Raw genomic sequence first — 25,571 nt, 5'->3', positions numbered from 1 at the left:
CGGACCGAAACCAACACCATATTTGTATTGCCGTCGATATTGTAGGATCTTTAGCAGAAGATCAAGCAAAGTGTAAGGATAAAAAACCACACATGTAAACTGTAATTTACACCTTACTGATATTTAACAATAACTGTGTGCATTCTTCCCTGTTCATGAACTTGGGAACAGGGTAATTCCAGTGCGCCTCTTTCAGAATTAAATCAACAAGCGCATCAGCATCTTCACGTTGAATGAGCGCACTGGTTTGCTCAATATCAATAGTTGAAAACAAGGACTCCAGATTCGCCAAAAAATGCTGAGCACTTGCGTTACCTAACTGCCCCTCGGCCGTCAACTCATCGAGCTTTCTTAGTTGAGGCGCAATCTCTGATAATGAAAAGCGCAGCACAGGCAACAAGGCTAATCCGTTTGCCATACCATGAGGTATTCCATATCTCGCACCGAATGTGTGAGCAAAGGCATGAACATAACCCAAACTCGCTTTGGTAAATGCTAAACCCGCGTAATAGGATGCCATAGCCATTTTATGACGAGCTTCGACATCATCCCCTTGCATCACAGCCCTAGGAAGATATTTAAAAATGAGTTTAATAGCGGCAACCGAATGAGCCATCGTTTCTTGAGTAGCGTTTTTCGATACATAGGCCTCAATAGCATGGGTTAATGCATCAACGCCAGTATCAGCCGTGATCTTAGGAGGTAAACCAATCATTAAATTCGCATCTAAAGCTGCCATTAGTGGCACCAACTTTGGATCCATTAAAGGGGTTTTAATGTGTGAGGAGGGATCTGACACGACCGCAGCGATAGTAACTTCACTTCCGGTTCCAGCCGTTGTTGGAATAGCAAAAAGCGGCGCTGGCATTCGCCATACCTTCAATAGTCCAGCTAATTTTTTGATTGGCCGTTTATTGGTAACTTTCGCAGCGATGACTTTTGCACAATCCATTGCAGAGCCGCCACCCAAAGCTAATATGCCCTCACAATGAAAACGATGATAAGCCTCTAGACCGCTCTCAACCTGATCATAGGTAGGATCGGGCTTAACTTGCGAGAAAACATCTAACTGTAAATCGAGTTGTGCTGCTGCCTCAAGCACCTTATCTACAATACCGACTTGGACTAACCCTTCGTCGGTAACTAACAAGACGCGTTTAAATCCCAGCTCGGTCATCGATTCTAATAGCTCATTCATCGAACCAGGGCCGGAAAACAAGGTTGGTCTCGGCATAGGAAGGATAAGGGCTGCTATTTTTAACCCTGCGGTGTAACTCCGATATAAACGATGCTTCAACATACGAAATCCTTTTCATTTAGAGCTATCATTCTAGCTACTTTTACTACCTATGCTTACTTTGCAATCACACATTTTCAATAAACTTATCTCACTAAAAGGGCTAGCATCGCTGGGAAACCGTACCATTTTATTATCTTTCCTCAACAACATGAGCTACAGAGAAAATATTTTCAACGACGCTCTATTGTCATGTTGTTAACAAGCTGCTTTACCTAATACTCTGTTAGTTACAGAGCAAGCCTCGAAGAAGTCTTCTTATTTTTTGCCTTCAAGAACAACAATATAAATTCTTTTAATCACACATCAATACCGTGTGTCTCTGGTTGAGCCCGAACACGATTTACAAAAATAAAAATAAGAATGCGTTACATCATGATTTATTGTCGTTTTCAAATAAGTCAACAAGAGCAACAATAATCTTTCAAAACTTATACTTAGTTCAAATATCTGACTCTTAACCATGAGCTTCAGGTGATATTATTATGCAACTAGGATTATTATCCCGCCCATAATCAAAACTATGTCTAAACGCCCACCTTTTTGGGGTCTATTCGCTGTCGTACCCAATTTTTCCTATCACCTTCTGATTTGGGTTTAGCGTGGGCTAATTAGCAATGTCGGTATAAACCATGAATCATTCTTGCCATTCCCATACGGACATGGGCTTTGAAGTCGATCTGAAACAAGCACTTATCTGGGTTGCTCGAGCACTCGACTATGTCGGTGTTGATGATACGCACCATAGCCATCGTGTCGCTTACATCGCTTACCAATGTGCTCGGGTCATGAACTGGGAACCAGAAAAAGCGGAGTTTTGCTACTTCGCAGGGATGATCCACGATTGTGGGGTCTCCGAAACACAAGAACATAAAATGTTACTTGAGGAGTTGGTGCCACAAGATGTAAAAACACATTGCTTAAGAGGATACCGAAGCCTCAAGCAGTGTCGTTTGTTGCGTCAGTTTGCTACACCTGTTCTTTACCACCATACACATTGGAGTGAACTAAAATATCTTGATTTACCGCCTTTTGAAAAAGAGGTCGCTGCCCTACTCTATTTAGCCGACCGTCTCGATTTTATGCGTTCCAAATACGTCATGAACTGCCACTGTGACATTGTCACACTTCATGAAGAACTAATTGCAGAGTGCATCATGGCAAACGCTGGAACTTTGTTTAATCCAGACATGGCTAAGGCAATGGTTAAGCTCGTTATGACCGACGCATTTTGGTTCGCGATGGAGTCTGAAAATATAGAAACCATCGGATTAAACTTTAAAAGCATTGATTGGCTTCAAAAACAGCTCACCATCCAAGATATGAATAGTTTGGGCATGTTTATCGCTCGAATTGTTGACGCAAAAAGCCCATTTACTTATCAACATTCGCAAAAAGTGGCGGAGTTATCTCGGTATCTAGCCATCAAGCTTGGGCTCTGTGAGCACGACCAAGAGATGTTATTTATTGCTGGGTTGGTGCATGATATCGGAAAGTTAAAAACACCAGATGAGATTCTTCATAAAGAAGGCTCTCTTAATAAACAAGAGTATACGCGTATTAAACGCCATACAATTGATACTCAGCTCGCATTACACAAAGTGTTTCCCAACGCTAAAATAGCGGAGTGGGCCTCTAATCATCACGAGCGTTTGGACGGTTCTGGCTATCCTTATCATAAAACAGGAGACGAACTCGATGTACCTTCGCGTATTGTCGCGGTTGCCGATGTTTTTCAAGCTCTGTCTCAGGACCGTCCCTACCGAGGACGAATGGCTCAAGCACAAATCGCCGCGATTATGGGCGAGCAAGTCGCTAAACAAGAACTTTGTTCTGACGTCTATGCAGTGCTAGAGCGAAACATGACCGAGTGTTACGAGCTATCAACTAATGTTTAATCGATAAAGGGCGTATCTACGCCCTTTGCTGATTTTGTGCAGGTTGCAAACCAATCATTTTGCAATATCAAGTACATTGTCTCGCACACCATTGATTCTGAACCAACCTGCAATACTGAAACGCTCAGCATTGGTCGGTAAAACCTCATGCGGGAATTGCTCAGATAAGAATAAAAGTAAGCGTCCCGATTGAGGAGAGATGGTTGCTATCTTATTATCATTTAGATCGTAAACCACCAATTCACCTGCATCCTTTTCCGTCCAAGATTCGTTCATGTAAAAAACGGTTGTCAATCGACGGTTTTCATTGCCCTTAAAACAATCTAGATGCTTTTGGTAGAAATCCCCTTCCTCGTACTTGGCAAAGTGAGCTTCATACTCAAAAAGTCCTAGAAACAAGTGACGGTTCACTTCTTGGCGTATTTCTTCCATCTTATCTAAGTAAGAAGTAACCGCGTGCCCCATATTGGGCGATAACCATTGAATTTTGTCACTTCGAATTGACTCAATACGAGTCACATCGTCATTACGACCAATACGCGCTTTTTTCCAGTTACTTGGAATGCAGTCTCGTAATTGAGCCACTTCTTGTTCAGAAAGAAAATCATCCCAGATGTAGTAGCCATGGGTTGCTAACGCATCGATCATTTTATCCATTATTGTCGTTCACTCATATTAGTTGGGCGGTCTATATAAAAAATCTTCAACCCCACAACAAATGCGATTTTTTGTCGAAACGACAACAAAATAAAAAGAGAGTAAAAATAGGTGATGACGAATATAAAAATGCCGCTCATATGAGCGGCAATATCTTTTATTATTGACGAGCTTCTAATCTGGTTGGATGAACTCGCAACGGACTAAGACGTTTAATAGTCGGGCGTTGTTTGTTTTTTAACTGGATATGGCAAAGTTCCAGAATTAAGCCGAATGCCATCGCAAAGTACACATAACCTTTGTTGATATGAATTTCGAAGCCTTCTGCCATCAATAAACCACCTAACAAAACGAGGAATAACAAAGCAAGTGTCTTAAAACCAGGGTAACACGACACCAGGTTATTGATTTTTTCTGCTGTCATGACCATCACGATAGCAGAAGAAACAATCGCTGCGACCATAAGTGGGACATCACTTGTCAAACCAACGGCGGTTATCACCGAGTCCATCGAGAATACAGCATCCACGGCAACAATCTGCAACAGAACTACCGCTAAACCAGTACGGGCGTGAGTTGAGTGAGCCGACTCGTTGTGATTTAACCAACTCCACAACTCTTTCAGGCTTTTAGCCAAGAGGAATGCACCACCCGCAATCATGATAACGTCTCTTCCGGTAAACGCTTGGTTCGCCAAAGAAAATAGCGGTTGAGTCAATTGCATGATCCAAGAGATTGAAAACACTAAACCAATACGAGCAATAACAGCAAGACCAATACCAAGGTTTCTTGCCAGTTTACGTTGGTGCAGCGGCAGTCTTTCACATAAGACAGAGATAAAAACGACGTTATCAACGCCTAAGACAACTTCAAGCGCAAACAAAGTGGCGAAAATAGCCCAAGCTTCTGGTTGCATAAAAAGTTCTAGCATGAGCATGTCTCCAATAATAAGAAGACATATGGTGAAGGGTTTTGTCGACTAAAGGGGTCGTCCATTAATTATTTATACCTTTGTTACTGAGGGATCATGAGTAAATCACCAAACAATCAACAAAACAATATCTATTTTAATTAACAAGGAACAAGTTTAATTCGTGTACAAATCAATCAACTCCTCCAAATTGATTAAAATTACATAGAAGCTTTAGAATTGAATAAATGAAAGCATTAAAGTCCAACAAAACTAAGATAAATTTCTAGACTTATAAGCACCATCAATCCTTATGCAACCCATTAAATGCATTGAGCTCAAAGAGAAACAGGCGTGTTTCCGAGATAAACAATAGTAAAAATTTGTTTCATGCTGATATACTGCCAAAAATCATAAGAAACCATGCTATTTATGGACTACATTGCTCTTTCGCGTATAAGCCTTAAACATCTAACTGTTTTACATATGTTGTTAACCACTCACAGCGTCACACTTGCGGCAGAACGCTTGTGTGTAACACCATCGAGCGTCAGTAAAACGCTCGGACAGTTGCGCGAAACGCTAAAGGATGACCTTTTTTACCGTGATGGCACTCGCTTAGTGCCGACAGCATTTGCGCTGCATATAGGCCCGTCAATCCATGGCATACTCTCCAGTATGAATGGGTTATTACATCAAGGCTCTTTTAATCCGGCTTACTATCAAGGTAGTTTTTCATTAGCAATGCGTGAAAGTTCATTTGAGCTCTTTGCGCCAGTTCTACAGCACTTGTCCCAGCAACTGAGCAATCACGCGCACTTGAATGTCCATGCGAAAGAGGAAATGAGCTTCGATGCATTAGCAAGAGGTCAAGTAGATTTTTTGTTGCTTCCTCACGATCTCAGCCAACCACCCACACAAAATAAAGACTTGGTCTGGAAAACCATTTTGAAAGACGAAATGGTTTGCTTAATGAGAGCATCGAACCCACTCGCTGAGCAACCCTTATCTGTTGAAAGTTACCTTTGTGCAAGACACATCGGTATTCATGATAAAGATCTGTCACAACCTTATTTTGAGCAAAATCTCACCCAAAGGCATTCAAAACGAAACTTGGCCATGCGTGTAGCCGACTTTGGTTCAGCTGCGGTGATGTGTCAGCACTCGGATTACTTGTTCACATGCTCCAAGCTTTGGGCAAGAGCGGCAATGCAAGCAAAAGGTTTGGTAGAGCAAGCTCTTCCATTCGATTACGGGCAAGTAGCCTACAGCCTCGTTTGGAACAAAGCGAGCTTAAACGATCCCGCTTTAAAATGGTTACAGCAACAATTACTCGACGCCTGCGCCATGTTAGATGCCTGTGATGCTTAAGCATAGGTAAACAACGGTACTACGTGAGTACTGTCGGCACTGTGATAGGGTTACTCACGTAGCGTCGGAGCTCTGACTTTAAGCGTTCGATATCATGATGAGAGCACGTATCCCAAGTTAACGCCTCCCCCACAACTCCGTGATGTTGAAAGGCATTTAAACGGATAAGCACCGATTTAGGAAGAGTACTCAAGTAACGTCCAATTGCTACGATTTCTATATCTAAATCACTTTTTTGGGGAATATGCAGTAAGCGGACCTCGTACAATTTTTCGTGTTCAGCTAGGTATTGAAGGGTTTTAAATACACGATGATTATCACGCCCAGTTAGCCACTGATGCGTCTCCGTCTGCCACGCTTTCAAATCGATCATTGCGCCATCCAGAAAAGGTAGAATACGCTGCCAACCAGCAACCGCTAAAGAACCGTTACTGTCGATGAAACAAGAGAGGTGCCGTAATTCAGGATCTTGTTTTATCCCTTTAAACAGCTCAATAATGAAAGGAAGTTGTAAGGTAGATTCCCCACCGGATACAGTAACACCACTGATGAAAAAGCGATGTTTGCGTATCAAATCGAGCATTGTTACTACAGAGTAGTCAGTAATTTTTGGATTAGATTGGTTCTGACATATCTCTATACAATGATCGCAGTGGGTGCACTCCTCTTTAAGCCAAACAACGTTGTTGTTTTCGTCGAACTTCAATGCGCCTTCTGAACATTCACTCACACACTCACCACAATGATTACAATGGTTTATCGTGTGAGGATTGTGGCAGTTCAAACACTGATAGTTACAACCCTGTAGAAAGATGACTAGACGATTTCCTGGCCCATCAACACAAGAGAAAGGAAGGATACGAGTGACTTTTGCCAAAAGGCTTCCACTTCGTCTAGACATCTTGTTCTTTCCTAAACCGAACTTATGCCTGCGTGTAAGTCGGTGTTACTTCATGACTCACCACACGTGGCGAGCGTTCTAAAATTTTGGTATTTTTTGCTGCTTCTGCACCTAGAAACGTCGTGTTGGTTCTCGAACCTTCTTTATCATATTTCGCGACATCTGAAAGTTTGATCATGTAGCCTGTCACGCGAATTAAGTCATTTGAAGTGACATTCGCGGTAAACTCACGATAACCAGCATTTAGTGCCCCTTTACATAAATTGAACATCGCTTCTGGGTTAGATTTCACCGTTTCATCAATCGTCAAAATATCGCTGATACCCGCACGATAATACTGATGATGCTTCGCCGTTGCTTGTACATAAGTGACAGGGTCTGGCTCTGCACCATAAGGCAGACGTACACCTGGCGTAACATCATGATCTAAGCTAATGCCGCCTTGTGCATGTAAGAGCGCTTTACCATCTAAACCATATTTCACCGGGGTTGAGTCCACCAGTTTAGCCAGTGTTGCTGAAACATCATGAGCAAAAGTATTTGCTCGATCATTTTTTCCGTATCGCCCTATTTGCCCTTCTTTTTCAAATAGAAGGTTTACCGCTTCGGCCATGCCGTAAACGCCATACATTGGCGCGAAATAGGACTCTTTTATCAACCCTTCTTGCGTCAAAAAGCCTTGAAAGAAGTTCGATTTTTCATGCAAGTGCGTGCTTCTTGCGTTTATGAGCTCGACCATTAATCGATGGTAAGAAGGCAACGCACTGTTTAAGAAGTCGTTACAGTCTGATGCTCGTTTTGCAACTTCTTTTAAATTCATTCGCACCAATGTGTTCGAGCCACCTGCTAATGGAAGCGAGTTGTAGCAACTTACAATACCAAAGCGTGAGCCGTTGTAGGCTTTCGTGTGCATTGGGTAATTGGCGATATGCGGTTTACTGCATTCACAAATGTTCTGTGTCGCTTGACGAAGTAAATCATCAGGTGTAACTGTCTCGTCGTACATAAAGGTGAGATTCGGTGCGATCTGCTTGAGCTCCGCATCTACTTTTAAAACAGTGCGACAAATAATGTTGTCTGTCGGTCCGACATTCACATGCATAAACGCATCTGGCAATGTGCGATCCAGCATGATCCAAAAATGTTTTAACTTTTTGTAAATCTGGCTCTCTGTTAGGTCGCCTATGTAAGGCAACAAGACATCATCTAACTGGCCTAAGTAAACCGGAATGTTCGTTACCGAAGGAACATGATGGTAAATGATGGTCAGCATGTTCAACGCATCATCGAAATCATCAGCCGGAGACAACTCTAAATAGTCTGAGCCTTGCGATAGAAATTTAGCGTAATCAGGCAACACATAGCGAGGTTTAAACGGTGCATGACCTTCAAACATATCGCAGATGATGCCTTCATCCATTGCTTGTCTCAGTGATGGAGATACGGTCATGTAAGGAATGCACGCTTCAGCCTCTAAAGCTAAAAAACTCGACTTCTGTTTTGGAGAAAGACGGACGTCGGTCGCGATATCTAGAAAACGTTGTTGTAGTTTAGAAAGGCTTGTCATCTAAGATATTCCTACAAAGTAACCACAAGCCCACAAGACAAAATACGAGCTCTACCCCTAAAGAGTAACGTGATTTTACTCCTGCTTGGCTGTTGCCACTAATGAAAATAAACAAAACGTCTATTTCCATTCTGGAAATAAGACAAAGCTAAATTAGCGCATTCCAACTTACTATATGGGAAAACCTAACTGCGTACCGAAGTCTGTCTTATTTATCGGTTTGCCGTCGACAACATCACGCCTGCACCAATAAATACTCCCCCAGTCAAACGATTAAACAACTTCGCTCTTCCAGCGACAAACAACCAATCGGAGGCTTTTACCCCTAACAATGCATAAAATGTTAGCCAGCTAAGCTCAAAAACCACAAATGTAGACGCGAAAATCGCGAATTGAGACAGTAGCGGTGCGGAAGGTTCAATGAATTGAGGAAACAAAGCGGTGAAAAAGACTATCGCTTTGGGGTTACTAGCGCCAACAATGAAACCACTAGTGAACGCGCTGAACGCTGTCGCGGAACTTTGAGTCGTTGCCGTTTTATTAAAATCTGTCTGAGATGAGCGCAACGCTTGAATACCTAACCAGATTAAATAAGCGGCACCACACCATTTGATAATATTAAAAACTAACTCAGATGAAGCAATGACAACTCCCAGCCCGGTAAATGAGAGCGTAAGGATGATCGTAATCGCAGACAAACTGCCAAGTGCAGTCATGAAAGCAATACGAAACCCACTACTCACTCCTTTACTTAAACACAACAGTGAGCTTGGTCCTGGTGAAGCTGTGAGCACGAGAATGGCAAGAGTGTAAAAAATCCATGTATCTATTTGCATTGGCATCCCTTCCAGCAAAATGAGGTTTATAGCCCATTGTGTATAGAACTATTTTATCGCCCGGTTTCTATCCATGAAGCCGAGGTCTTAATAACCATCTTGCATCTAAATAACTTAGAAAAAATTAATAGATAGTTATGCAAATAAAATACGATCTACATGCAAGGATGTAAAGCCTGTTGTATAAGCTTATCTATTTCTCTTAATCATAAAAAGGCTTAGGATCGATCTCTAACGATGAAGGCGCTATCGCTCTTTCAATTTTGTACGCACTCGTTTTTAAGTCCACCATCGTGACATCAATGTATCGTTTATACTTGCGGGAGTAAAAACATTTCACTTCTGGCTTTAATGCTTGAGATTCATTTGAAGACCAAACAATACCAACACGCCCATCGTTCAACTCGACAATGGAGCCTACGGGATACATCCCAATGCAATTAATGAATTTGTAAACTAAGTCGGCGTCTAAATGAAATGGCGTTAGACTCAACAAGATTTTAAACGCTTCCGCAGAACTCATGCCTTTTTTGTAACAGCGATCAGCCGTTAGCGCATCGTAGATATCTACAATACAGCTCATACGGCCGTGAATTGGAATCTCCTCCCCCTTCAAGCCTCTAGGATAACCATTGCCATCTAACTTCTCGTGGTGCATCAAACAAACATCACGGCTTACGTCACTAAGTCCTTTTACGTGAAGGATAATCTCACCTGCGAACACTTGATGTAGCTTCATATGTTCAAATTCTTCAGGCGTTAGCTTCGCTGGCTTGTGCAAGATCTTATCATCGACTTTAATTTTACCTACATCATGAATAATGCCACCTACAGCAAGCTGTTTTAGCGTTGGCTTATCCAAGCCCAAGTACTTACCGAATGACACTAAAAGACAAGCGACATTGACGGAGTGTTCCAATAAATAAGAGTCTTTTTTTCGGAGTGCAGAGACACACTGCAACGCATCTGAGTCAATCAAAACACTTTCAATGACATCGTCAGCCCAAGCTTCTACTTCATCAACTTCAATGATTTTTCCTTCAAAAGTTTGATTCAATAGTTTCTGCGCCAAATCTTTTGCTTCGGCGATCAGCTTTTTGGCTCGCTTGTGTTGGATGTCTCTCGAACGATAAGTTCGTTGACCCCTCTTAAAATCTGAGTGTTTCTGCTCTCTCGTCTCTTTAGTGGCATCAGTTGATTCATCTACAGGCTTGAAGACACACTGCTGCGAAGATAATGTTTGATCTACCCAAACATACTTTACGCCACTTGTAGCAAGCTTCTTAATGCCTTCAGGGCTAGATATTCGCCCCGCATTGGCTAAATTGACGCGCTTGTTGTGCTCTATCGCGGTGACAAACATACCAACGCCGATATCAGCGAGCGCAATTTTGATTGAATTTTTCGGATCGTACTGCATATAAAGAAGGCTTACTCGATATTAACGTCCGCATTATAAGAGATTTGATTACTTGGCGTGATAATAAATTTGAATTGATTACAATTAATGAGCATCCTGTCAATTAATAATCGGTCGCGCTCATTAAGTCCTTTTTGTTATTATGGTTTTATCCAAGATAACATATATACAAATGACGTTAGAAAACAGCACATTGATACCGACACAACTGAAAATAACTTTAGGATAATTATTCATAAATATTTATAGATTGCGGACGGCATCAATAACTGTATTTTATAAATGATTTTTACTGTTGACTATTTTTTATAAATGTCGATGATTAGCCGCCTAATCTTAGTATGTTATTAACCTAGTAGCGCATAAAATGATAGCCAAACAATTTGAACTGACACTTTTGTGATTGTAATGTACGCCAGCAGATCAACTCTATGTTATCAACCCCAACACTCATCTCTGATGCTAAAAGGCTCGAGGAGGAAATATCTTGACCACCATATTTGACCAACAAGTCTCAGATAGTGACCGAGAGTTCCTAAAAATCGTCGAAGAACGATTCATTCATATCTTCGATGTATTTAACGAAGGCCTCTTTTACATGGATGAGTTTGGCACCATGGTATTTTATAACAAGGGCTTTTATGAGCAGCTTGGTATCAACGCTGGTCGAATCAGCTTAGAGCAATGGTTAGACCTTGTTCACCCTCTCGATCGAGAAAGACTCTCCACTCGGGTCGATGCTCACATCATTACCAACAACACGAGGGTCACAACGACCTACCGCGTGCGTAAACCCAATGGACAGTACGTCTGGATTGAAGGCGTAGCCATGACCAAAGAAACAGAACATGGTCATTATATGGTTGGTAGCCACCGTGATATTTCTGAACGCAAGCTGATGGAAAGCTACATTCATCAAGTCGCATTTCATGACAATGCGTCAGGTATGGCTAATCGCGCCCATCTCTTGCTGGATATTGAAGATAGTGTGCGAGCCACCGATTCTTGTGCATCTATCTGTTACATTCAGATAGAAGAGATTAAATCTTACTTAAATCAATATGGCAGCGAGTTGGTCGATGGGTTAGTGGAAAAATTGCTACAAACTCTCAGTCACCTACCTTCTCCAAATAGTTCTGTATATCGCGTACATGATGATGACTTTGCGATTTTGATTCACGATGAATGCTCGGTAGAAACGCTGCAAAGTTATGCCGAAAGTTTAAAGGAAACCTACCACGAGGCAGTGATTGAAGAGGGCCAATACTTAGGAAGTAACATTAGTATTGGTTTGTATCCTTGCATAGATCCAAGTCACTCAGCAGAGGAAATATTGCGTAAAGCAGCACGAACTTGTCAGTACGCAAGCGAGCAGAATAAAGACCGTGTTGCGGTTTACAGTGAGAAAACTCAGCATGCCGTAGACCGTTATTTCTTTATTGAACAAGGTCTAAAAAGTGCACTAGAAAAACAGACATTAAGCGTTAAGTTTCAGCCAATTATTGACGCCAAAAGCTCAAAAGTAGTGAGCTTCGAATCTCTGGTTCGCTGGCGTAGCAAAGAGTTTGGCGAAATTTATCCAGACGAATTCATCCCCGTGGCAGAGAACAAAGGTTTGATTGTCGAACTCGGATATCAAGTCTTTGCCAAAGCGTGTGAATTTATCAAAAACTACCGTGAGCGTTACCAAAACCAAGTTCGTGTCAACGTGAATGTTTCTGTACTTCAGTTAATGAACAGTGAATTCCCTGCGCGAATTAAAGCCATGGCGGATGAGGTTGGTGTCGATCCTGAGTCTATTGTGTTGGAACTAACAGAAACGTTTATTTTGGATAATAATCAGACAGCCATTGCCCCTCTGAATACCCTCAGGGAACTAGGATTTGCACTCTCTCTGGATGACTTTGGATCTGGTTACAGTTCATTAAATAGCTTCTTCGACCTCCCGATGACACAAATCAAAATTGATAGGTCGATGGCGTGGAAAACACTAACCAACCGCTCTTCACAAGAATATCTGAAGTTTCTTATCACTATGTGCCAGGAAAATAATATTGAAGTAGTGATTGAGGGAATTGAAGACGCCAAAATGTGTGAATTTTTTACCGAAATGGGCGTCGATTATCTGCAAGGTTATTGGTTCTCTAAGCCACTTTCTGTTGCCAGTGCAAGCCGCTATTCGTTGAGTTAAGCATACTAGAGCAATATTCCCGCACGGCCACGTTAAACATGCTGAACTATTCACTATAGATTTCAGACACTAACTGGCCGTGACGAAAACAAGCTTAATGTCCCCCGATTAACGTAGACGTTCAAACACCACACTCTGATCTAAATGCTCGTGATACTGAGTGTAATCTAAGCCCACATCAAAGATATATTGGGTCACCAAGTTTCTAACACACTCTATTAATTGGCTTGCTTGCCATGGTTTTTCAAAGTAGCGGTCAATGCCTGCGGAGTTGATCGCATTAATCGTATCGGTGTGCGTCGCTTGCCCGGTAAGAAGCACTTTCCTCGTAAAGCCAAAACGACCGTCTTTTGATACATCGGTCAGCAGTTCTACTCCCGTTTTACCTGGCATCACATGATCGGAAATAATCAATGCGATCATCTCGCCTTCTGCATCAAATTCATCCATCAGTTCTAGAGCCTCACCTGCTGATTCGCAGTCTTCGACATTCAACCATTGATTTAACGACTCTAAATCTTGTAGAACCGCGCTTAGTACCTCTCGTTGGTCATCAACGCAAATTACATTAAGCTTCTCCATGTTCACCCTCTACTGGTAACTTGATTCTAAAAATCGTTTTTTCACTGTCGCTCTTTACCACAATAGAGCCGTTATATCCGGCGATAATGCGCTTTACAATCGACAGACCTAACCCTAAACCAAACGACAAGCCCCCCTTTTTAGTGGTGAAGTTTGGCCGGAAAATTTTTCTACGTGTCGCTTCATCAATTTCTGGTCCGTTGTTAGCAATCGTGACCAAAATTTTACCCTTACTCTCCCGAGTATGTATTTCGATACCGGGTTTCTCCGTTTCACCAAGTGCATCGCACGCATTCTTTAAGATATTTACCCAAACTTGGACGAGTTCGGTTTGAGAACCAATAAAAGCAGGTAAATCCGCAGGGCTAAAACGAACACTCACTCGTCTTAAGTCACTTTGCAATAGAGCCAAGGCGCGATTGATTGAATCATTGATGTTAATCGCTTCATCCAAGTCGATATCCGTGCGCCCCAATTGTTTTACGGATCGCACAATGCCAACGGTATGTTTAGAAGCGATGCGTAAGTCATGGAGATCTCGCCCCATTTGCCAGAAACGTATCGCTTCTTCTGGTCTTTTTAGCCAATGTTCTGAAAGGAAGTTATTTGGAACGGCACGTGCAAGATCACGAGCAACCTCCTTGGTTAAACCGTAGTATTTTTCGAAGTGACGCCCCCGCTTTCTCGCTTCGCTAGAAGAGACTTTCTGCCCTTGCATTAAACCAAAATCAAAAAATTGACTCGCTTCCGGATGAACTTCTTCAAGCAGTTCCATGATAACTGTCTCTAGCCGTTCTGATTTACTGCTTACAACGCCTATCGCATTGTTCAACTCATGAGCAATACCCGCTGCAAGCTGCCCCAACGTTGTCATTTGCTCTGCGGTATGAAGCTTTTGTAGTGCTTTTTCTTTAGCCAATGCCTCTTGCATTGCGCGCCGTTGACGACGAGATAATTCGTTAACCATCACAGGCATAAATTGTGTCGTCAATGGTCCGTATGTCGCCTCTTCCACGGCAGGCGTATCACGCTGTATCCAAGCCAATTCAACATCGGTTTGAGCAATCACTGTCGAAGAGGCAGTCCACGTACCAGAAAAGAAACTATGTACGCCAATAAACGCACCTTGAGACGCAGAAAATACCTGAATCGGTTTCTTGTCATCTTCCGCGTAATAGCCCGCCAGTTCTCCCGACAGCACATAGTACAAGCGATCGTTGTAGCCAGCTTGCTCAATAAGCACCGACCCGGATAAAACCGTTAATCGGCGTTCAAGGTGATTAAAGTAGCGTTGTACTAACGCGTCTAACTTCGTTTCGTACATGGGTTATCCAATATGCCCAACAGTATGTAAAATCCACACCATCACAAAGCTGAGTAATACGCCAATCACGCCTAGCACGGCACCGATACGAGCCATTTGGCCGCTCTCGACATGCCCTGTTGCATGAGCTAACGCGTTTGGTGGCGTACTGATTGGTAACGACATACCGAGTGAAGCAGCAAATGTCACGACCAAGATCAGAGTAACTTCACCGCCGAGAGGCGTTAGCGAAGCCATAGAAGTACCCAGCGCAGCCATAATCGGCATCAGCAAGTTTGCGGTGGCTGTATGCGACATAAAGTTTGCCATTAACAAGCACAAGAAAGCCGCACCAAACAAGACAACATATGGCGAGAACTGATCAAACGGAATGCTGTGTACCACCAGCTTCGCAAGCCCGGTTTTATCTAGAGCAAGGCCCAGAGCAATACCGCCTGACACCAACCAAAGCACATCCCAAGAGATTTTCTTCAAGTCTTCTTTGTTGATGATGCCCGTCAATGAGAACACTGCGACCGGAATTAATGCTACTGTGTAAGAATTCATTCCATGTGCAGACCCCATCAACCAAAGAATAATCGTGCCGGCAAAGGTGACGTAAACCATTATTGCTTTGGGTGTTTTCAAAAACTTGCTTTTAATGTTCAGATCGATGGTGGTTTGTTCGGCTTTATATAAAAAGCCAATCAGAAACCAGGCTAACGCCATCATCACAATAACGAATGGCACACCAAATACCATCCATTCACCAAACGTAATTAAGTTGTCACCAACCAAATATTTTAGGGCGATGGCATTCGGTGGCGTGCCGATTGGAGTACCAATGCCACCAATGTTGGCTGCAACAGGAATACACAAGGCGAATGCAATTCGACCTGGGTCTTTAGGCCCGAAAACCGCTATCACAGGGGTTAAAATGGACAACATCATCGCTGTTGTTGCGGTGTTTGACATAAACATGGAAAAAACAGCGGTGATCAGCATCAACCCCAGCATAACGAACTTTGGTTTTTGTCCAAATGGTTTGAGTAACACTCGGGCTAAGTTGACATCTAACCTGTACTTTGTCGCCGCCATAGCCAAAAAGAAACCGCCGAGGAAGAGCATGATAATCGGACTAGCGAAGGTCGCCATTATCTCGTTGTATTGTAATAGCTCACCAAAATGTGGCTGCCCTTCTTGCAAACGAAAGAGCACAATACCTTTATTTGATACAAGCAATAGCTCTAGGACAATGATCACAACCGAAGTGGCGTAGATTGGAATTGGCTCGAATACCCAGCAAAGTGCGGCAAGCAAGAAGATTGCAATCACTCTTTGCTGGACGATAGTAATGCCATCAAATGGGAACGCAGAGAGAGGCATCAACCAAACAAGCAATGGTATCAATGTTGGAACAACGTATTTGAGATAAGGGCGCATAGTACTACTTCTCTTCCTGAGATGGTTAGCCAGACACATTTGGCGTTTGGAACGCTATTACCCGCCGCAAAACCAAAACTTTCAGACTGTTTTTAAGCCTTCAGAGACGAAATGCGGTAATGGCGTTCCAGAGAAGATTATGTACACTGTTTTCAAACAAAACGTTGGTGCGAGATCAATGAACTCGTTTTCACATTGGAAAACATTTTATATCTGTGTTCAAGCTCACTAAATGCTCACTATTTAAGTTAAATATACTTTTCCATCATAAAGTTAGTTAAGGTTTCTCCCCTAACCTCAACACGTTGTCGAGACTTAACTGTGAAACCCATTTTCTCGTAAAAAGGTCGGGCGGTAATACTCACTTCAGAATACAGTCGCTTTATCCCCTGTACTTTCGCCTGTGAAAAAAGAAAAGACATCAAATCACGACCAACACCTTGTCCTTGGTATTCATGATGGCAAAAGAAATGATCAATCAAGCCGTCACCTTGCAAATCACAATAGCCAACGACCTGCCCTTCTATCTCCGCGACGTAGGGTTGAATATCGTCCATTTTTCGTTGCCACACATCGAGGTCAAAATCTGATGGTGCCCAAGCGGAAACTTGTGATTCCGTATAATCACGACGATTAATGATTCGCACAGTATGGTAAAAGAGTGCCCACAGTGTTGGGGCATCCTCGGTGCGATAGCAGCGTATTGAGAGCATCAATTTCCTCATTCCTATTCAATAAATACTAAGTATTAACGCAAAGTGATACTAGTGAACTCATCATTTTCAATGCCAATCACTAAAGGCTTCCCAATCTGATCACTGTTCATCAATACGGTTGTATTCAGTTCTCGGCTTGATCTGCGTATTTTGCTTTTTCTTATGATATGAACATTCACAATATAATCGGAATACTCCTTTATGATTCCGCCGGAAAATTCTACGTGCTCACTTTCATTGTCTCGGACAACATGAAATTTTCGATTGGCTTGAATATCAGTACTGATGGAAGAGTCACCGTAGTCCAGCACAACGGACGTTGGTTCGCTATCTTGATTGGCAAAACAGCCAAATGCGAACACGCTTAATGCGAGTATACTTTTTGATTTAAACATTAATTATTCTATTTCTAGTTATTTTTCTGCTATTTACATGACCAAACAGCACTTGTTCTGTGAGCGCCTATTGTGCCATAGCTGAACGCTGACTCTAAATGCGCAAAAAGATGAACGATGAAAATTCCGCCCAAAACAAGCAAACGTGAGACAAAGTGAGGGTCCCAAACTCACCCAACCAGCAATGACTCACTGTAAATGTCTGTTTTGTAATGCTTTTAATTCATGTAACCGTGTAAGGAATACATACAACCTCTTACTTTTTCATACGCAACTAGACGAATCGTTCGAGAAATACGGCATCGTCTATGCCACATGTTACAAATCGGCTTACCTTATTATTACGTATGAACTGGGGTTATGGCACTAACCTTCCCTCTCTCTTTTAATAAGGAGAGGATTTCAACAATCAGGCTTGCCACGTTTTTATAGCTAAAATCAGTAGAGCGTTACCAACATCGGTTGGTCTAGGAGCAATAAATGAAAGACCTTCTCAACTTTACTCACCTTGTAAAAATTGGGTTCATGTCAATCGCGGTTATGCTGGGTGGATGCACTCAAGGAGATTGGCATACCGCTAGCAGAGAACCTGCGGGTATCGCACCCGATCCTTCCAATGTTAAGCATGCTGTGATTGAGTTTTATGCCGCAGATGCGTTTGGTTGGCGAGGCTGGTTTGCTGTTCATACATGGTTTGCAATAAAGCCTGAAAATGCGAACGAATATACAGTGTATGAAGTAGTCGGCTGGAGAGTGAATCGCGGACAACCCGCTCTATATCAGTACCAAACTGGGACGCCAGATCGATATTGGTATGGTGCAAAACCAGAAAAGATCCTCTCCATACAAGGTGAAAAGGCCCGCCAGCTTATCCCTAAAATACAAAGTGTTATTAACCAATACCCTTGGGCTGAAGAATATACGCTGTTTCCAGGGCCAAATAGCAATACATTTCCGGCTTGGGTGGGTAAACAAATTCCAGAATTAGAGCTGAGCTTGCCGTTTCGCGCAATTGGTAGTGGTTACGCCAGCGATTAACAGCAAAGGTTAGTCACTGGCTCGTTTTATGTTCAGCATAAAGCGCAATATCTATTGTGCGTCGTCACCCAACTCCGTTCTATTTCTTCCATTATGTTTCGCTTTATAAAGTGCATTATCGGCGTCTTTCATTACCGCTTCAATTGGTGTGTCATTGCCTTTCCAGTGAGAAACGCCCAACGAAACCGTGACTTTACCAACCACCTGGAAGTCATGTTGTTCCACGTTGTGTCTAATACGCTCTGCAACATCCATAGCGTGGTTTACGTCTGTTTTTTCCAAAAACATCATAAATTCTTCACCGCCAGAACGACACAGGTGATCATTAGAGCGAGCTTGGTCTTTCATTAACTGCGCAAACTCTCTAAGTAAATTGTCACCCACGTCATGGCCATAGTTATCGTTTACGCTCTTAAAGTGGTCAATATCTAGCGCCAAAACAGAGAACGCGGTATTTTCCTGCTTAAACAAACCAAGAACTTTATCTAATCCACGTCGATTCAATAATCCAGTCATCGAATCTGTTAATGTATCCAGTTGCAGCTTATCAATGGTTTTTGACACGATACCAAATGCTTTAAGAAAGCTAAGCTTCAAATGTGAGACCTCAAAATACCAAGACTTAACCAGTTTGAGATCATCGATAGATGATGAATGTTCTTCGACACCTCGCACAGCACCAGCTAACTGCCAAAGTGGTCTAGAAATAAGAAGGGACAAGAACCAAATTAGCAGCAAAGTTAATAAACCAATTGGAATCGACTTAAGGAAAACATTCCACATCTGTTCATCTAGCACAGATAACGTCATCGATTTCGGGCGCTGAGCAACAATTCCCCACCCTGATGACTTTACTGGTGCATAACCAGCAAGCATTTCGACGCCGCGAGAGTTAACAATTTCTTTGTTACCGCTCTGCCCCATCGTCACCGCTTTGATTGCCTCATTATCGTCGATTACTTCACCAACTCTCGATTGATCTGGGTGATAAATCAGAGTGTTACTCTCATCGACAACGTAAAGGAAAGAACCATCTTTGTATGCGTGCTGGCTGAGTAACTCTGCGAGAATATTTTCTTTTTCTAGATAAATAGTGCCGCCGATATAACCTAAATATTCATTAGATTGAGAAAATATAGGGTATGAGATGGTTAACAAGTAATTTCCAGCGGGCGATATAAATGGTTCAGTAACAACCGGTGCTTGAGCGTTTAAAGACTGGCGTTTTCTTTCACCCACTAACCTTACACCTTTCACCTGAAGTGTTTCAGGGGATACAGAAATAATAACCCCTTTTGCATTAACGACAACCACGGAGTTAAATGATTTGGTTTGCGTTCTTAATCTCTCAGCCTCTTTATCAAGAAGCTGAGCGTCATGCATCTTGTCTTTTAGCACGTTCGCACTGTATTTTAGCTGCGACATTGAGCTTTCTATGAAAGAGTCTGTCATTTCAGACATTTTTTGGGCGTAAACACGGTTTGATTCTAACGTGTTATTGATGATGAGATCCCTTTGAACACGATAAATCGAGTAGAATGCGTTGATCAAAGTGACAAGCACACTGAACACACATAGGGTGACAATAAGATTTCTAAGATTGAGTTTTTCTTTTCTTCTAAAAGACATTGCCAATGGCCAACTTTGAAGGCTTTCTATATGAATGAGCGTATAGGTTATATGAAATTGATTTGATTTTCAGGTAGTAAGTTGGGATCAATGTTAATATTTGCTCACATTAAAGAACACTTTATGAGCTAAAAAGAGAATTCAGTAGCACGATAAAGAAACCGTGCTACTTTCATATTTGGCGTTTAAGAGGGTTTTGTCTCTGTCATCGTTTTTAATATCTCCACAACTAGCTGATGATCATCTAACTGCGGTAAACCCGATACCGTCACAACCCCAACCAAACCAGACCCAGAAAGCCGAATTGGGAACGCGCCACCATGAGCACAGTACTCACGAGCATCGAGATGAGGCTGGTTTTCGAAATCACGTTGCTTTTGCTTGTTGTACAGAGAAAGATAGTAAGAGCTGTGGCCATACCTTAACACTGAGTTTCGCTTCCTACGGACCCAATCTACATGATCAGCGCAGGTTCCTGCCATCGCGTATTGAAATAGCGTTTGTCCAAAGCCGTAAACCTCAATAGCAACAGCCGCGCCGCGAGCTTCAGCCTCTTCTTTTAGAGCGAGGCCGATAGACCACGCAATATGGTGATTAAATTCCGCCAACTGAAGTTCATGCTCTTGCAGGGCCACGAGTTCAAGCGTCAAACTCATGGTTTCACCTGAATCGTTTTACCCGTTTTACTGCTTTCCAATGCCATCTCAATCAGAGCGATATTCTGTACTGCTTGAGCGGCAGGAACCGGGTTATCAGTGCCCAAACGAATGGCGTCTGCCACACCAACAAAGTAAGCTTGGTACGCGCCTCTCTCCGTTTTGATAGTTTGCGCACCGTCTTCGTCGTAACGGACGCCGTATAACGCCTCATCTTCTTCCGACCAAGCATCGTTTTCCGGCAAACGGCCTTCTTTTAAGTAGCCCTCTTGAGGATCTAATCCGAACTTTTCATATTTAGCTTCCGTACCCAATACTTTGTATCGGAGATTCGGCTCTGGGCTATACAAGTTTGAATGCAAGTGCACAATATGCTCAGGGTAATGAAGTATCAAGTTGTAATAATCAATCGTCGTCGCGCCCGGACGCATCATTCGACATTGTGCGTCTATCGCATCTGGCAAGCCAAACAACACCAATGCTTGATCGAGAAGATGAGGAGCAAGGTCGAATAGAATACCACCACCATCTTGAGCTAGCTCTCGCCATCGTTGACGAACTTCAGGGCGGTAACGGTCAAAGTGTGACTCAAACAGCTTTATATCACCTAACTTACCTTGTTCGATAAGAGATTTAACCGTGAGAAAATCTCCATCCCAACGTCTATTGTGAAAAACGCTCAGCACTAGACCTTTCTCTTCCGCCAAGGCGATAAGTTCATTACCGTCTTCTATACGAGTAACAAACGGTTTCTCGACGATGACGTGTTTCCCATTGTTCAACGCACGCTTTGCAAGTTCGTAATGTACGTCATTTGGCGCAGTAATGATTACGAGCTCTGCATCACTATCATCGAGTAAAGTATTCGCATCAGAAAACCACTTGGCATCTGGCCAATCATTTTGAACCGCCTCCTGTTGACGAGAGCTTATCGCGCTCAGCGTTAAATTTGGTAGCGCTTTAATGAAGGGTAAATGAAACGTTTTTGCTGAATATCCGTAACCAATCACAGCGGTTTTTACGGGATCGTAAGCCATTCTAAGATTCCTTATTTCGGTGACACAACAATACATTCAATATCATTGTGATCGAGGAGTTGTTGAAAATCTGATTGAGGGGGATGATCGGTAATAATGATGTCGATCTTTGACAAGTCACATACGTGGTGGAAATTGTCGCTACCAATTTTTCGGGATTCACAAACGACGATGACCTGCTGAGCTTGAGCAATCATCGCTTGTTTCATTGTAGCTTCTAACAAACTATTTGTTGTCAGCCCTCGGGATGTCAATGCACACACGCCAATGAACGCTTTGTTCACGTGATACTGCTGCATTTGCTGCTCTGCTTGCGCCCCTAAAACTGCTCTGGCATAAGGGTCAAAGTGTCCGCCTAAGAAATGAACGTCCATTGTGTCGTTTGTTTCAGCAGCGGTCAGTACATCAATGCTGTTAGTAACGACGTTGAGCTTGTTTTCTCCACAACGCGCTTTTCCTGCATAGAGTGGGAGCAGAGACAAAATGGTGCTGGTATCAATAACAAGATGGTCGCGCTCATCCAACAACGCTGCGGCAGCTTGAGCTAGTCGATGTTTAACGTCACTCACGGGTCGACTCGCGTATGCCTCGGTATGGGAAGAGATCGGCGCAAGCATGACACCACCTCGTATTCTTTGTAACCCAGGTTGCTGACTCAACTTAACTAAGTCTCGACGAGCTGAATCTCGCGAGATACCAAAGTACTCACAAACTTCAGACAACGTTACTTTATTTTGCTGATCCAGCTTCGCTCTGAGCGCTACGAGTCTTTCTTCTTGTGTCACAACTTAAATTCACTTAAGTGATTTTAAGTAAACTTGCCACAATGATAGAAAAATTACCAACAAAACCACTTACAACCAACTCAATTGACCAAAGGTTAACCAAAGATAAATGAGCAGCAAGGCAAAACTTCCTAGGACGGTACGTTCACTCAAGCCCACATAGTTAGGCGTATGAAGTTTATTTATACCCGTTTAAAACAACTGGCTCATCTAGCCCTAACTTCACTCTATTTCTTTTAATAAGCGCTTTTGGTAGTGGAATAAACCCAGCATTTCGTACCTGTTGTGTATTGTGGTCGGTTGTAAGGAGTTCAAATAGCTTTGATTTTTTGATCTTCTGATTAGTGTCGAATTGTTTATTTATATAAACGTAATAGACCACGGAAAATGGATAGCGAAGAGAATAGATGCAATCTGTGCTCAAAGAGCATGAGTCATCGTTATGATGAACAGAGAGAGCCTTGTAGCTCGACCACTGTTCTGAGTATTTAAAATCGGAGTATCGCATATAAGCTTTGGCTGAAAAGTCGTCGCTTAAAGCCCGTTTCAATCGGTCTTCATCAAGCATTTGAATCGATGATTGACAACCATTAGAGCTCACATCTGGGTTACTTAAACGCATCTCCCCGAAAGCATACGTATTTGCATCACAGCGTTTCAATTCACTAACGGAAACACTATCTACCGTACTCTTTTGACTATTGATTACGACAATAGCGTTTGCCATTAAAAACAAACGTGTAGGCCTGTGGCCTCTTTCTCGTTGAAATCGGGAGATGTTTTCATCTGACCATTTCTTAGATGTGATCGCAATAGAGGCTCCGTCATTTAGCATGTCGTTAAAACCACCAGACTGAGATGCAAGCGCTACATTTACACTTGGCTCATCTATCAATGTTTCTATCGTTTCTAATATTTCTGGTTCGACAAAAATCGATGTTCGAGCCTCAGAGTCAGCAAATGCCAGCGGTGAAATCAAACATGAAGCTAGAGCAAAGAAAGGCAATACTTTAATTTTCATAATTCAACTCCAACTTCGAATTAGGTGTCAACTCGCTGTCCGAACTAAATATAGTCCACGCTTGTTCAGTACTTTCAGCTTTCGTGTTTACAACAGCAATTGTGCGCCTTTCCCGTTTTTTTAGTTGTACCGTCAATGCCGTATTCTGATAAAACTCTTGCTCTTCAATTCGATTATCTTGAATGCCGTTTCTCACTAGCAATTCTCGTATAGCTGCCGTCCTTTTCTTTGCCAACGCTTTGTTGTATTCGAGTGACGCTTCAGGGCTTGTGTCTCCTATCAGTATGACTTGCGCATTTGGGTTACTCTGAAGCAGTGCTTTCAACTCGCTTAGCGGCATATCATGAGATGGCGTTACCTGATGCTCATCCATCGCAAAGAAAAAGCTGATCAGGTGTGTCTGCGAGTCGTTGACCCAATTCGCACAGCCTTCACTGTCAACAACCACACCTTTTGGCGTATCTGCGCAGTTATCTCGTTGGTTTATCACGCCATCACTATCATTGTCTTTAAGGTCGTTGTACTGGTAAGTGGTCAACGTCGTATTCGGTGATTCAGCACAGCCTGCTAACATGAAAACTAGAAGACTCGTCACTGCGAATTTATCCATTATTGTTCTCCTTCCAGTTCTCTGGATACTCAACTCGCAACGCATAAGTCAGAATCCCCATCGAGTTGAATAAACGGTAAGTGGCAACCAAATGATCGTACTTTGTTCGGGTATAGTTCCGTCTCGCAACAAACGTTTCAACTTTGGCATCTAATACATCTAACAAACTGCGTCGCCCTACATTGAACTGCTGGATGTACCCTAATTCAGTTACTTTCGCCGCATCAACGTTGACTTTTAAATACTCCATTTGCTGTTGAAGCAATGTATGTGCGTCCCATGCTAGCCTTACACCTTCATTCGCATCTAGTTCTGCATTTGCTCGAATAGCCCTCGCCTCCTCAACTCTCCAGGCGGATGACTCCACTCGGGAGTCTGTAGAAAAGCCGTTAAAAAGATCGTAGTTGACCGTCAGCATAACCTTTGCATCTTCGTTAATGCCTTCAATATTATCAACGTTGTCTGTTTTGTTGGCTGACAGCTCAAGCTTGAGCTCTGGGTAGTAATCCCCCTTTTCTCTTTTTACTTCATGTCGAGCCGCCTCTAAATCTTTCATCGCTGACTGTATGGATGGGTGCAACCTAACCGCTTGTTTGAGTGCTTCGTCAAGCTTATTCGGAAGCAACTCCTGCGGGTAAACAGGTTCAACTAAGTTTTGCGGCGCTCGACCAACTAAACGTACAAATCTTGTTCTAGCATCGGAAAGATTGTTTTGGGCGGCAATCAATGAGGACTGTGTTGTCGCGACACGCGAAGAAACCTGTGCTAAATCGGAGTTGCTGGTTAAACCTTTTTCTTTTTTATCTAGAATGAAACGGTAGATCTCTTGGTGTTCACTTAGGTTTCTTTCTGTCAGTTTCATCAACTCTCGGGCATGTAAAACATCCACATACGCTCTGACAGTATCTAATGCAACATTTTCCGCAGATGCCAATAAGTCCAAGCGTTCAGCTTCAGCCTCGTAAGATAGGCGATCAACATCAGCACTTGTTTTAAATCCATCAAATAACAGTTGGGAGATTCTTACGCCCATCTCCGTTCTTTCTAATGTTCTATCTTCACTGTCGATGTAGTTTCCGTTGTTATATCGAGTACCTTCGTACCCTGCTGCTGCATACAAATTAACCTGAGGAAGAAATGAACCATTTATGGCATTTCGGTCTCGTACCATCGACTCATAGCGAGAATAGCGAGCAAGCAAACTGGGGGAGCTATCGAGAGATAACGTAACTGACTCTTCTAAAGTCAAAGCGTTTGGCGACGATGATACTGCAAACAAGACCAATAACGTTGATTTAAGCCGCATCT

23 protein-coding genes are annotated in these 25,571 nt (G+C 42.7%); 4 read left to right on the top strand and 19 right to left on the bottom strand.

The genetic code is table 11. From position 1 onward, the window contains the following. Window positions 1-106: 106 nt before the first annotated feature. Complete coding sequence (locus R7E42_RS01090) at window positions 107-1,300, bottom strand: iron-containing alcohol dehydrogenase (RefSeq protein ID WP_258652563.1); 1,194 nt, start codon at window positions 1,298-1,300, stop codon at window positions 107-109. 629 nt (window positions 1,301-1,929) lie between these two features. Between R7E42_RS01090 and R7E42_RS01085 the strand changes: the two genes are divergently transcribed. Then, complete coding sequence (locus R7E42_RS01085; RefSeq protein WP_213893821.1) at window positions 1,930-3,195, top strand: HD domain-containing phosphohydrolase; 1,266 nt, start codon at window positions 1,930-1,932, stop codon at window positions 3,193-3,195. Window positions 3,196-3,249: 54 nt separating this feature from the next. On the opposite strand, the gene R7E42_RS01080 is transcribed toward R7E42_RS01085, so the two are convergent. Together R7E42_RS01080 and R7E42_RS01075 are read right to left on the bottom strand one after the other, a co-directional pair. After that, entirely contained in the window at window positions 3,250-3,852 is a 603-nt protein-coding gene (locus tag R7E42_RS01080; RefSeq protein ID WP_104975288.1) for a 2OG-Fe(II) oxygenase, read from the bottom strand. Between the two features lie 160 nt (window positions 3,853-4,012). Beyond that, window positions 4,013-4,783: a TerC family protein gene (locus R7E42_RS01075; RefSeq protein WP_005377734.1), complete on the bottom strand. Its 771-nt coding sequence runs from the start codon at window positions 4,781-4,783 to the stop codon at window positions 4,013-4,015. A gap of 411 nt (window positions 4,784-5,194) precedes the next feature. On the opposite strand from R7E42_RS01075, the gene R7E42_RS01070 reads away from it, so the two are divergent. Then, window positions 5,195-6,133: a LysR family transcriptional regulator gene (locus R7E42_RS01070; RefSeq protein ID WP_005377737.1), complete on the top strand. Its 939-nt coding sequence runs from the start codon at window positions 5,195-5,197 to the stop codon at window positions 6,131-6,133. 19 nt (window positions 6,134-6,152) lie between these two features. On the opposite strand, the gene R7E42_RS01065 is transcribed toward R7E42_RS01070, so the two are convergent. From R7E42_RS01065 to R7E42_RS01050, 4 genes are all read right to left on the bottom strand, one after another. After that, complete coding sequence (locus R7E42_RS01065) at window positions 6,153-7,034, bottom strand: YjjW family glycine radical enzyme activase (RefSeq protein ID WP_213886717.1); 882 nt, start codon at window positions 7,032-7,034, stop codon at window positions 6,153-6,155. A gap of 22 nt (window positions 7,035-7,056) precedes the next feature. Beyond that, window positions 7,057-8,601 (bottom strand): YjjI family glycine radical enzyme, encoded by a 1,545-nt coding sequence (locus R7E42_RS01060; RefSeq protein WP_053350580.1) that lies wholly within the window; start codon window positions 8,599-8,601, stop codon window positions 7,057-7,059. Between the two features lie 212 nt (window positions 8,602-8,813). Beyond that, a complete protein-coding gene (locus R7E42_RS01055) occupies window positions 8,814-9,437 on the bottom strand; it encodes a LysE family translocator (RefSeq protein ID WP_017634019.1) in 624 nt (207 codons plus the stop codon). A gap of 202 nt (window positions 9,438-9,639) precedes the next feature. Further along, window positions 9,640-10,857 (bottom strand): HD-GYP domain-containing protein, encoded by a 1,218-nt coding sequence (locus R7E42_RS01050; RefSeq protein WP_025766705.1) that lies wholly within the window; start codon window positions 10,855-10,857, stop codon window positions 9,640-9,642. A 487-nt stretch (window positions 10,858-11,344) separates the two neighbouring features. On the opposite strand from R7E42_RS01050, the gene R7E42_RS01045 reads away from it, so the two are divergent. After that, window positions 11,345-13,048 (top strand): putative bifunctional diguanylate cyclase/phosphodiesterase, encoded by a 1,704-nt coding sequence (locus tag R7E42_RS01045; RefSeq protein WP_005377743.1) that lies wholly within the window; start codon window positions 11,345-11,347, stop codon window positions 13,046-13,048. Between the two features lie 108 nt (window positions 13,049-13,156). Here R7E42_RS01045 and R7E42_RS01040 read toward each other — a convergent pair whose 3' ends face one another. The 5 genes from R7E42_RS01040 to R7E42_RS01020 form a co-directional block, all read right to left on the bottom strand. Beyond that, the gene (locus tag R7E42_RS01040; protein WP_213886716.1) at window positions 13,157-13,630 is read right to left on the bottom strand and encodes a response regulator; all 474 of its coding nucleotides are present in this window, start codon (window positions 13,628-13,630) and stop codon (window positions 13,157-13,159) included. Continuing rightward, window positions 13,617-14,954 carry an ATP-binding protein gene (locus R7E42_RS01035; RefSeq protein WP_005389108.1) on the bottom strand — a complete coding sequence of 446 codons (1,338 nt, stop codon included), beginning with the start codon at window positions 14,952-14,954 and terminating at the stop codon, window positions 13,617-13,619. Before R7E42_RS01035 ends, R7E42_RS01040 begins: the two co-directional genes overlap by 14 nt. Window positions 14,955-14,957: 3 nt before the next feature. Then, the gene (locus tag R7E42_RS01030) at window positions 14,958-16,376 is read right to left on the bottom strand and encodes an SLC13 family permease (RefSeq protein WP_017634015.1); all 1,419 of its coding nucleotides are present in this window, start codon (window positions 16,374-16,376) and stop codon (window positions 14,958-14,960) included. Between the two features lie 248 nt (window positions 16,377-16,624). After that, window positions 16,625-17,089, bottom strand: a complete 465-nt coding sequence (locus R7E42_RS01025) for a GNAT family N-acetyltransferase (protein ID WP_017820619.1) — start codon at window positions 17,087-17,089, stop codon at window positions 16,625-16,627. A gap of 35 nt (window positions 17,090-17,124) precedes the next feature. After that, window positions 17,125-17,487: a hypothetical protein gene (locus R7E42_RS01020; protein WP_054730822.1), complete on the bottom strand. Its 363-nt coding sequence runs from the start codon at window positions 17,485-17,487 to the stop codon at window positions 17,125-17,127. Window positions 17,488-17,967: 480 nt separating this feature from the next. On the opposite strand from R7E42_RS01020, the gene R7E42_RS01015 reads away from it, so the two are divergent. Further along, window positions 17,968-18,525: a DUF3750 domain-containing protein gene (locus tag R7E42_RS01015; protein WP_318072269.1), complete on the top strand. Its 558-nt coding sequence runs from the start codon at window positions 17,968-17,970 to the stop codon at window positions 18,523-18,525. A gap of 51 nt (window positions 18,526-18,576) precedes the next feature. Here R7E42_RS01015 and R7E42_RS01010 read toward each other — a convergent pair whose 3' ends face one another. The 7 genes from R7E42_RS01010 to R7E42_RS00980 form a co-directional block, all read right to left on the bottom strand. Further along, complete coding sequence (locus tag R7E42_RS01010; protein ID WP_005389121.1) at window positions 18,577-20,154, bottom strand: sensor domain-containing diguanylate cyclase; 1,578 nt, start codon at window positions 20,152-20,154, stop codon at window positions 18,577-18,579. 185 nt (window positions 20,155-20,339) lie between these two features. Next, window positions 20,340-20,810 carry a heme-degrading domain-containing protein gene (locus R7E42_RS01005; protein WP_005377751.1) on the bottom strand — a complete coding sequence of 157 codons (471 nt, stop codon included), beginning with the start codon at window positions 20,808-20,810 and terminating at the stop codon, window positions 20,340-20,342. Then, a complete protein-coding gene (locus tag R7E42_RS01000; RefSeq protein WP_005377752.1) occupies window positions 20,807-21,847 on the bottom strand; it encodes an oxidoreductase in 1,041 nt (346 codons plus the stop codon). Before R7E42_RS01000 ends, R7E42_RS01005 begins: the two co-directional genes overlap by 4 nt. Window positions 21,848-21,858: 11 nt before the next feature. Continuing rightward, on the bottom strand, window positions 21,859-22,632 hold the full coding sequence (locus R7E42_RS00995; protein ID WP_253656898.1) for a DeoR/GlpR family DNA-binding transcription regulator: 774 nt from the start codon (window positions 22,630-22,632) through the stop codon (window positions 21,859-21,861). Window positions 22,633-22,810: 178 nt separating this feature from the next. Beyond that, window positions 22,811-23,653 carry a hypothetical protein gene (locus tag R7E42_RS00990; protein ID WP_005390219.1) on the bottom strand — a complete coding sequence of 281 codons (843 nt, stop codon included), beginning with the start codon at window positions 23,651-23,653 and terminating at the stop codon, window positions 22,811-22,813. Continuing rightward, window positions 23,643-24,263 (bottom strand): OmpA family protein, encoded by a 621-nt coding sequence (locus R7E42_RS00985; protein WP_053303115.1) that lies wholly within the window; start codon window positions 24,261-24,263, stop codon window positions 23,643-23,645. The genes R7E42_RS00990 and R7E42_RS00985 overlap by 11 nt, the downstream gene beginning before the upstream one ends. Next, entirely contained in the window at window positions 24,256-25,569 is a 1,314-nt protein-coding gene (locus R7E42_RS00980; RefSeq protein ID WP_172563287.1) for a TolC family outer membrane protein, read from the bottom strand. Before R7E42_RS00980 ends, R7E42_RS00985 begins: the two co-directional genes overlap by 8 nt. Between the last annotated feature and the right edge of the window lie 2 nt (window positions 25,570-25,571).

The sequence above is a fragment of the Vibrio sp. Vb1337 genome (genome assembly GCF_033338715.1).
GTDB lineage: Bacteria > Pseudomonadota > Gammaproteobacteria > Enterobacterales > Vibrionaceae > Vibrio > Vibrio alginolyticus.
The sequence above is the reverse complement of the archived record's forward strand: the minus strand, read 5'-3'. Positions and strand labels throughout refer to the sequence as shown.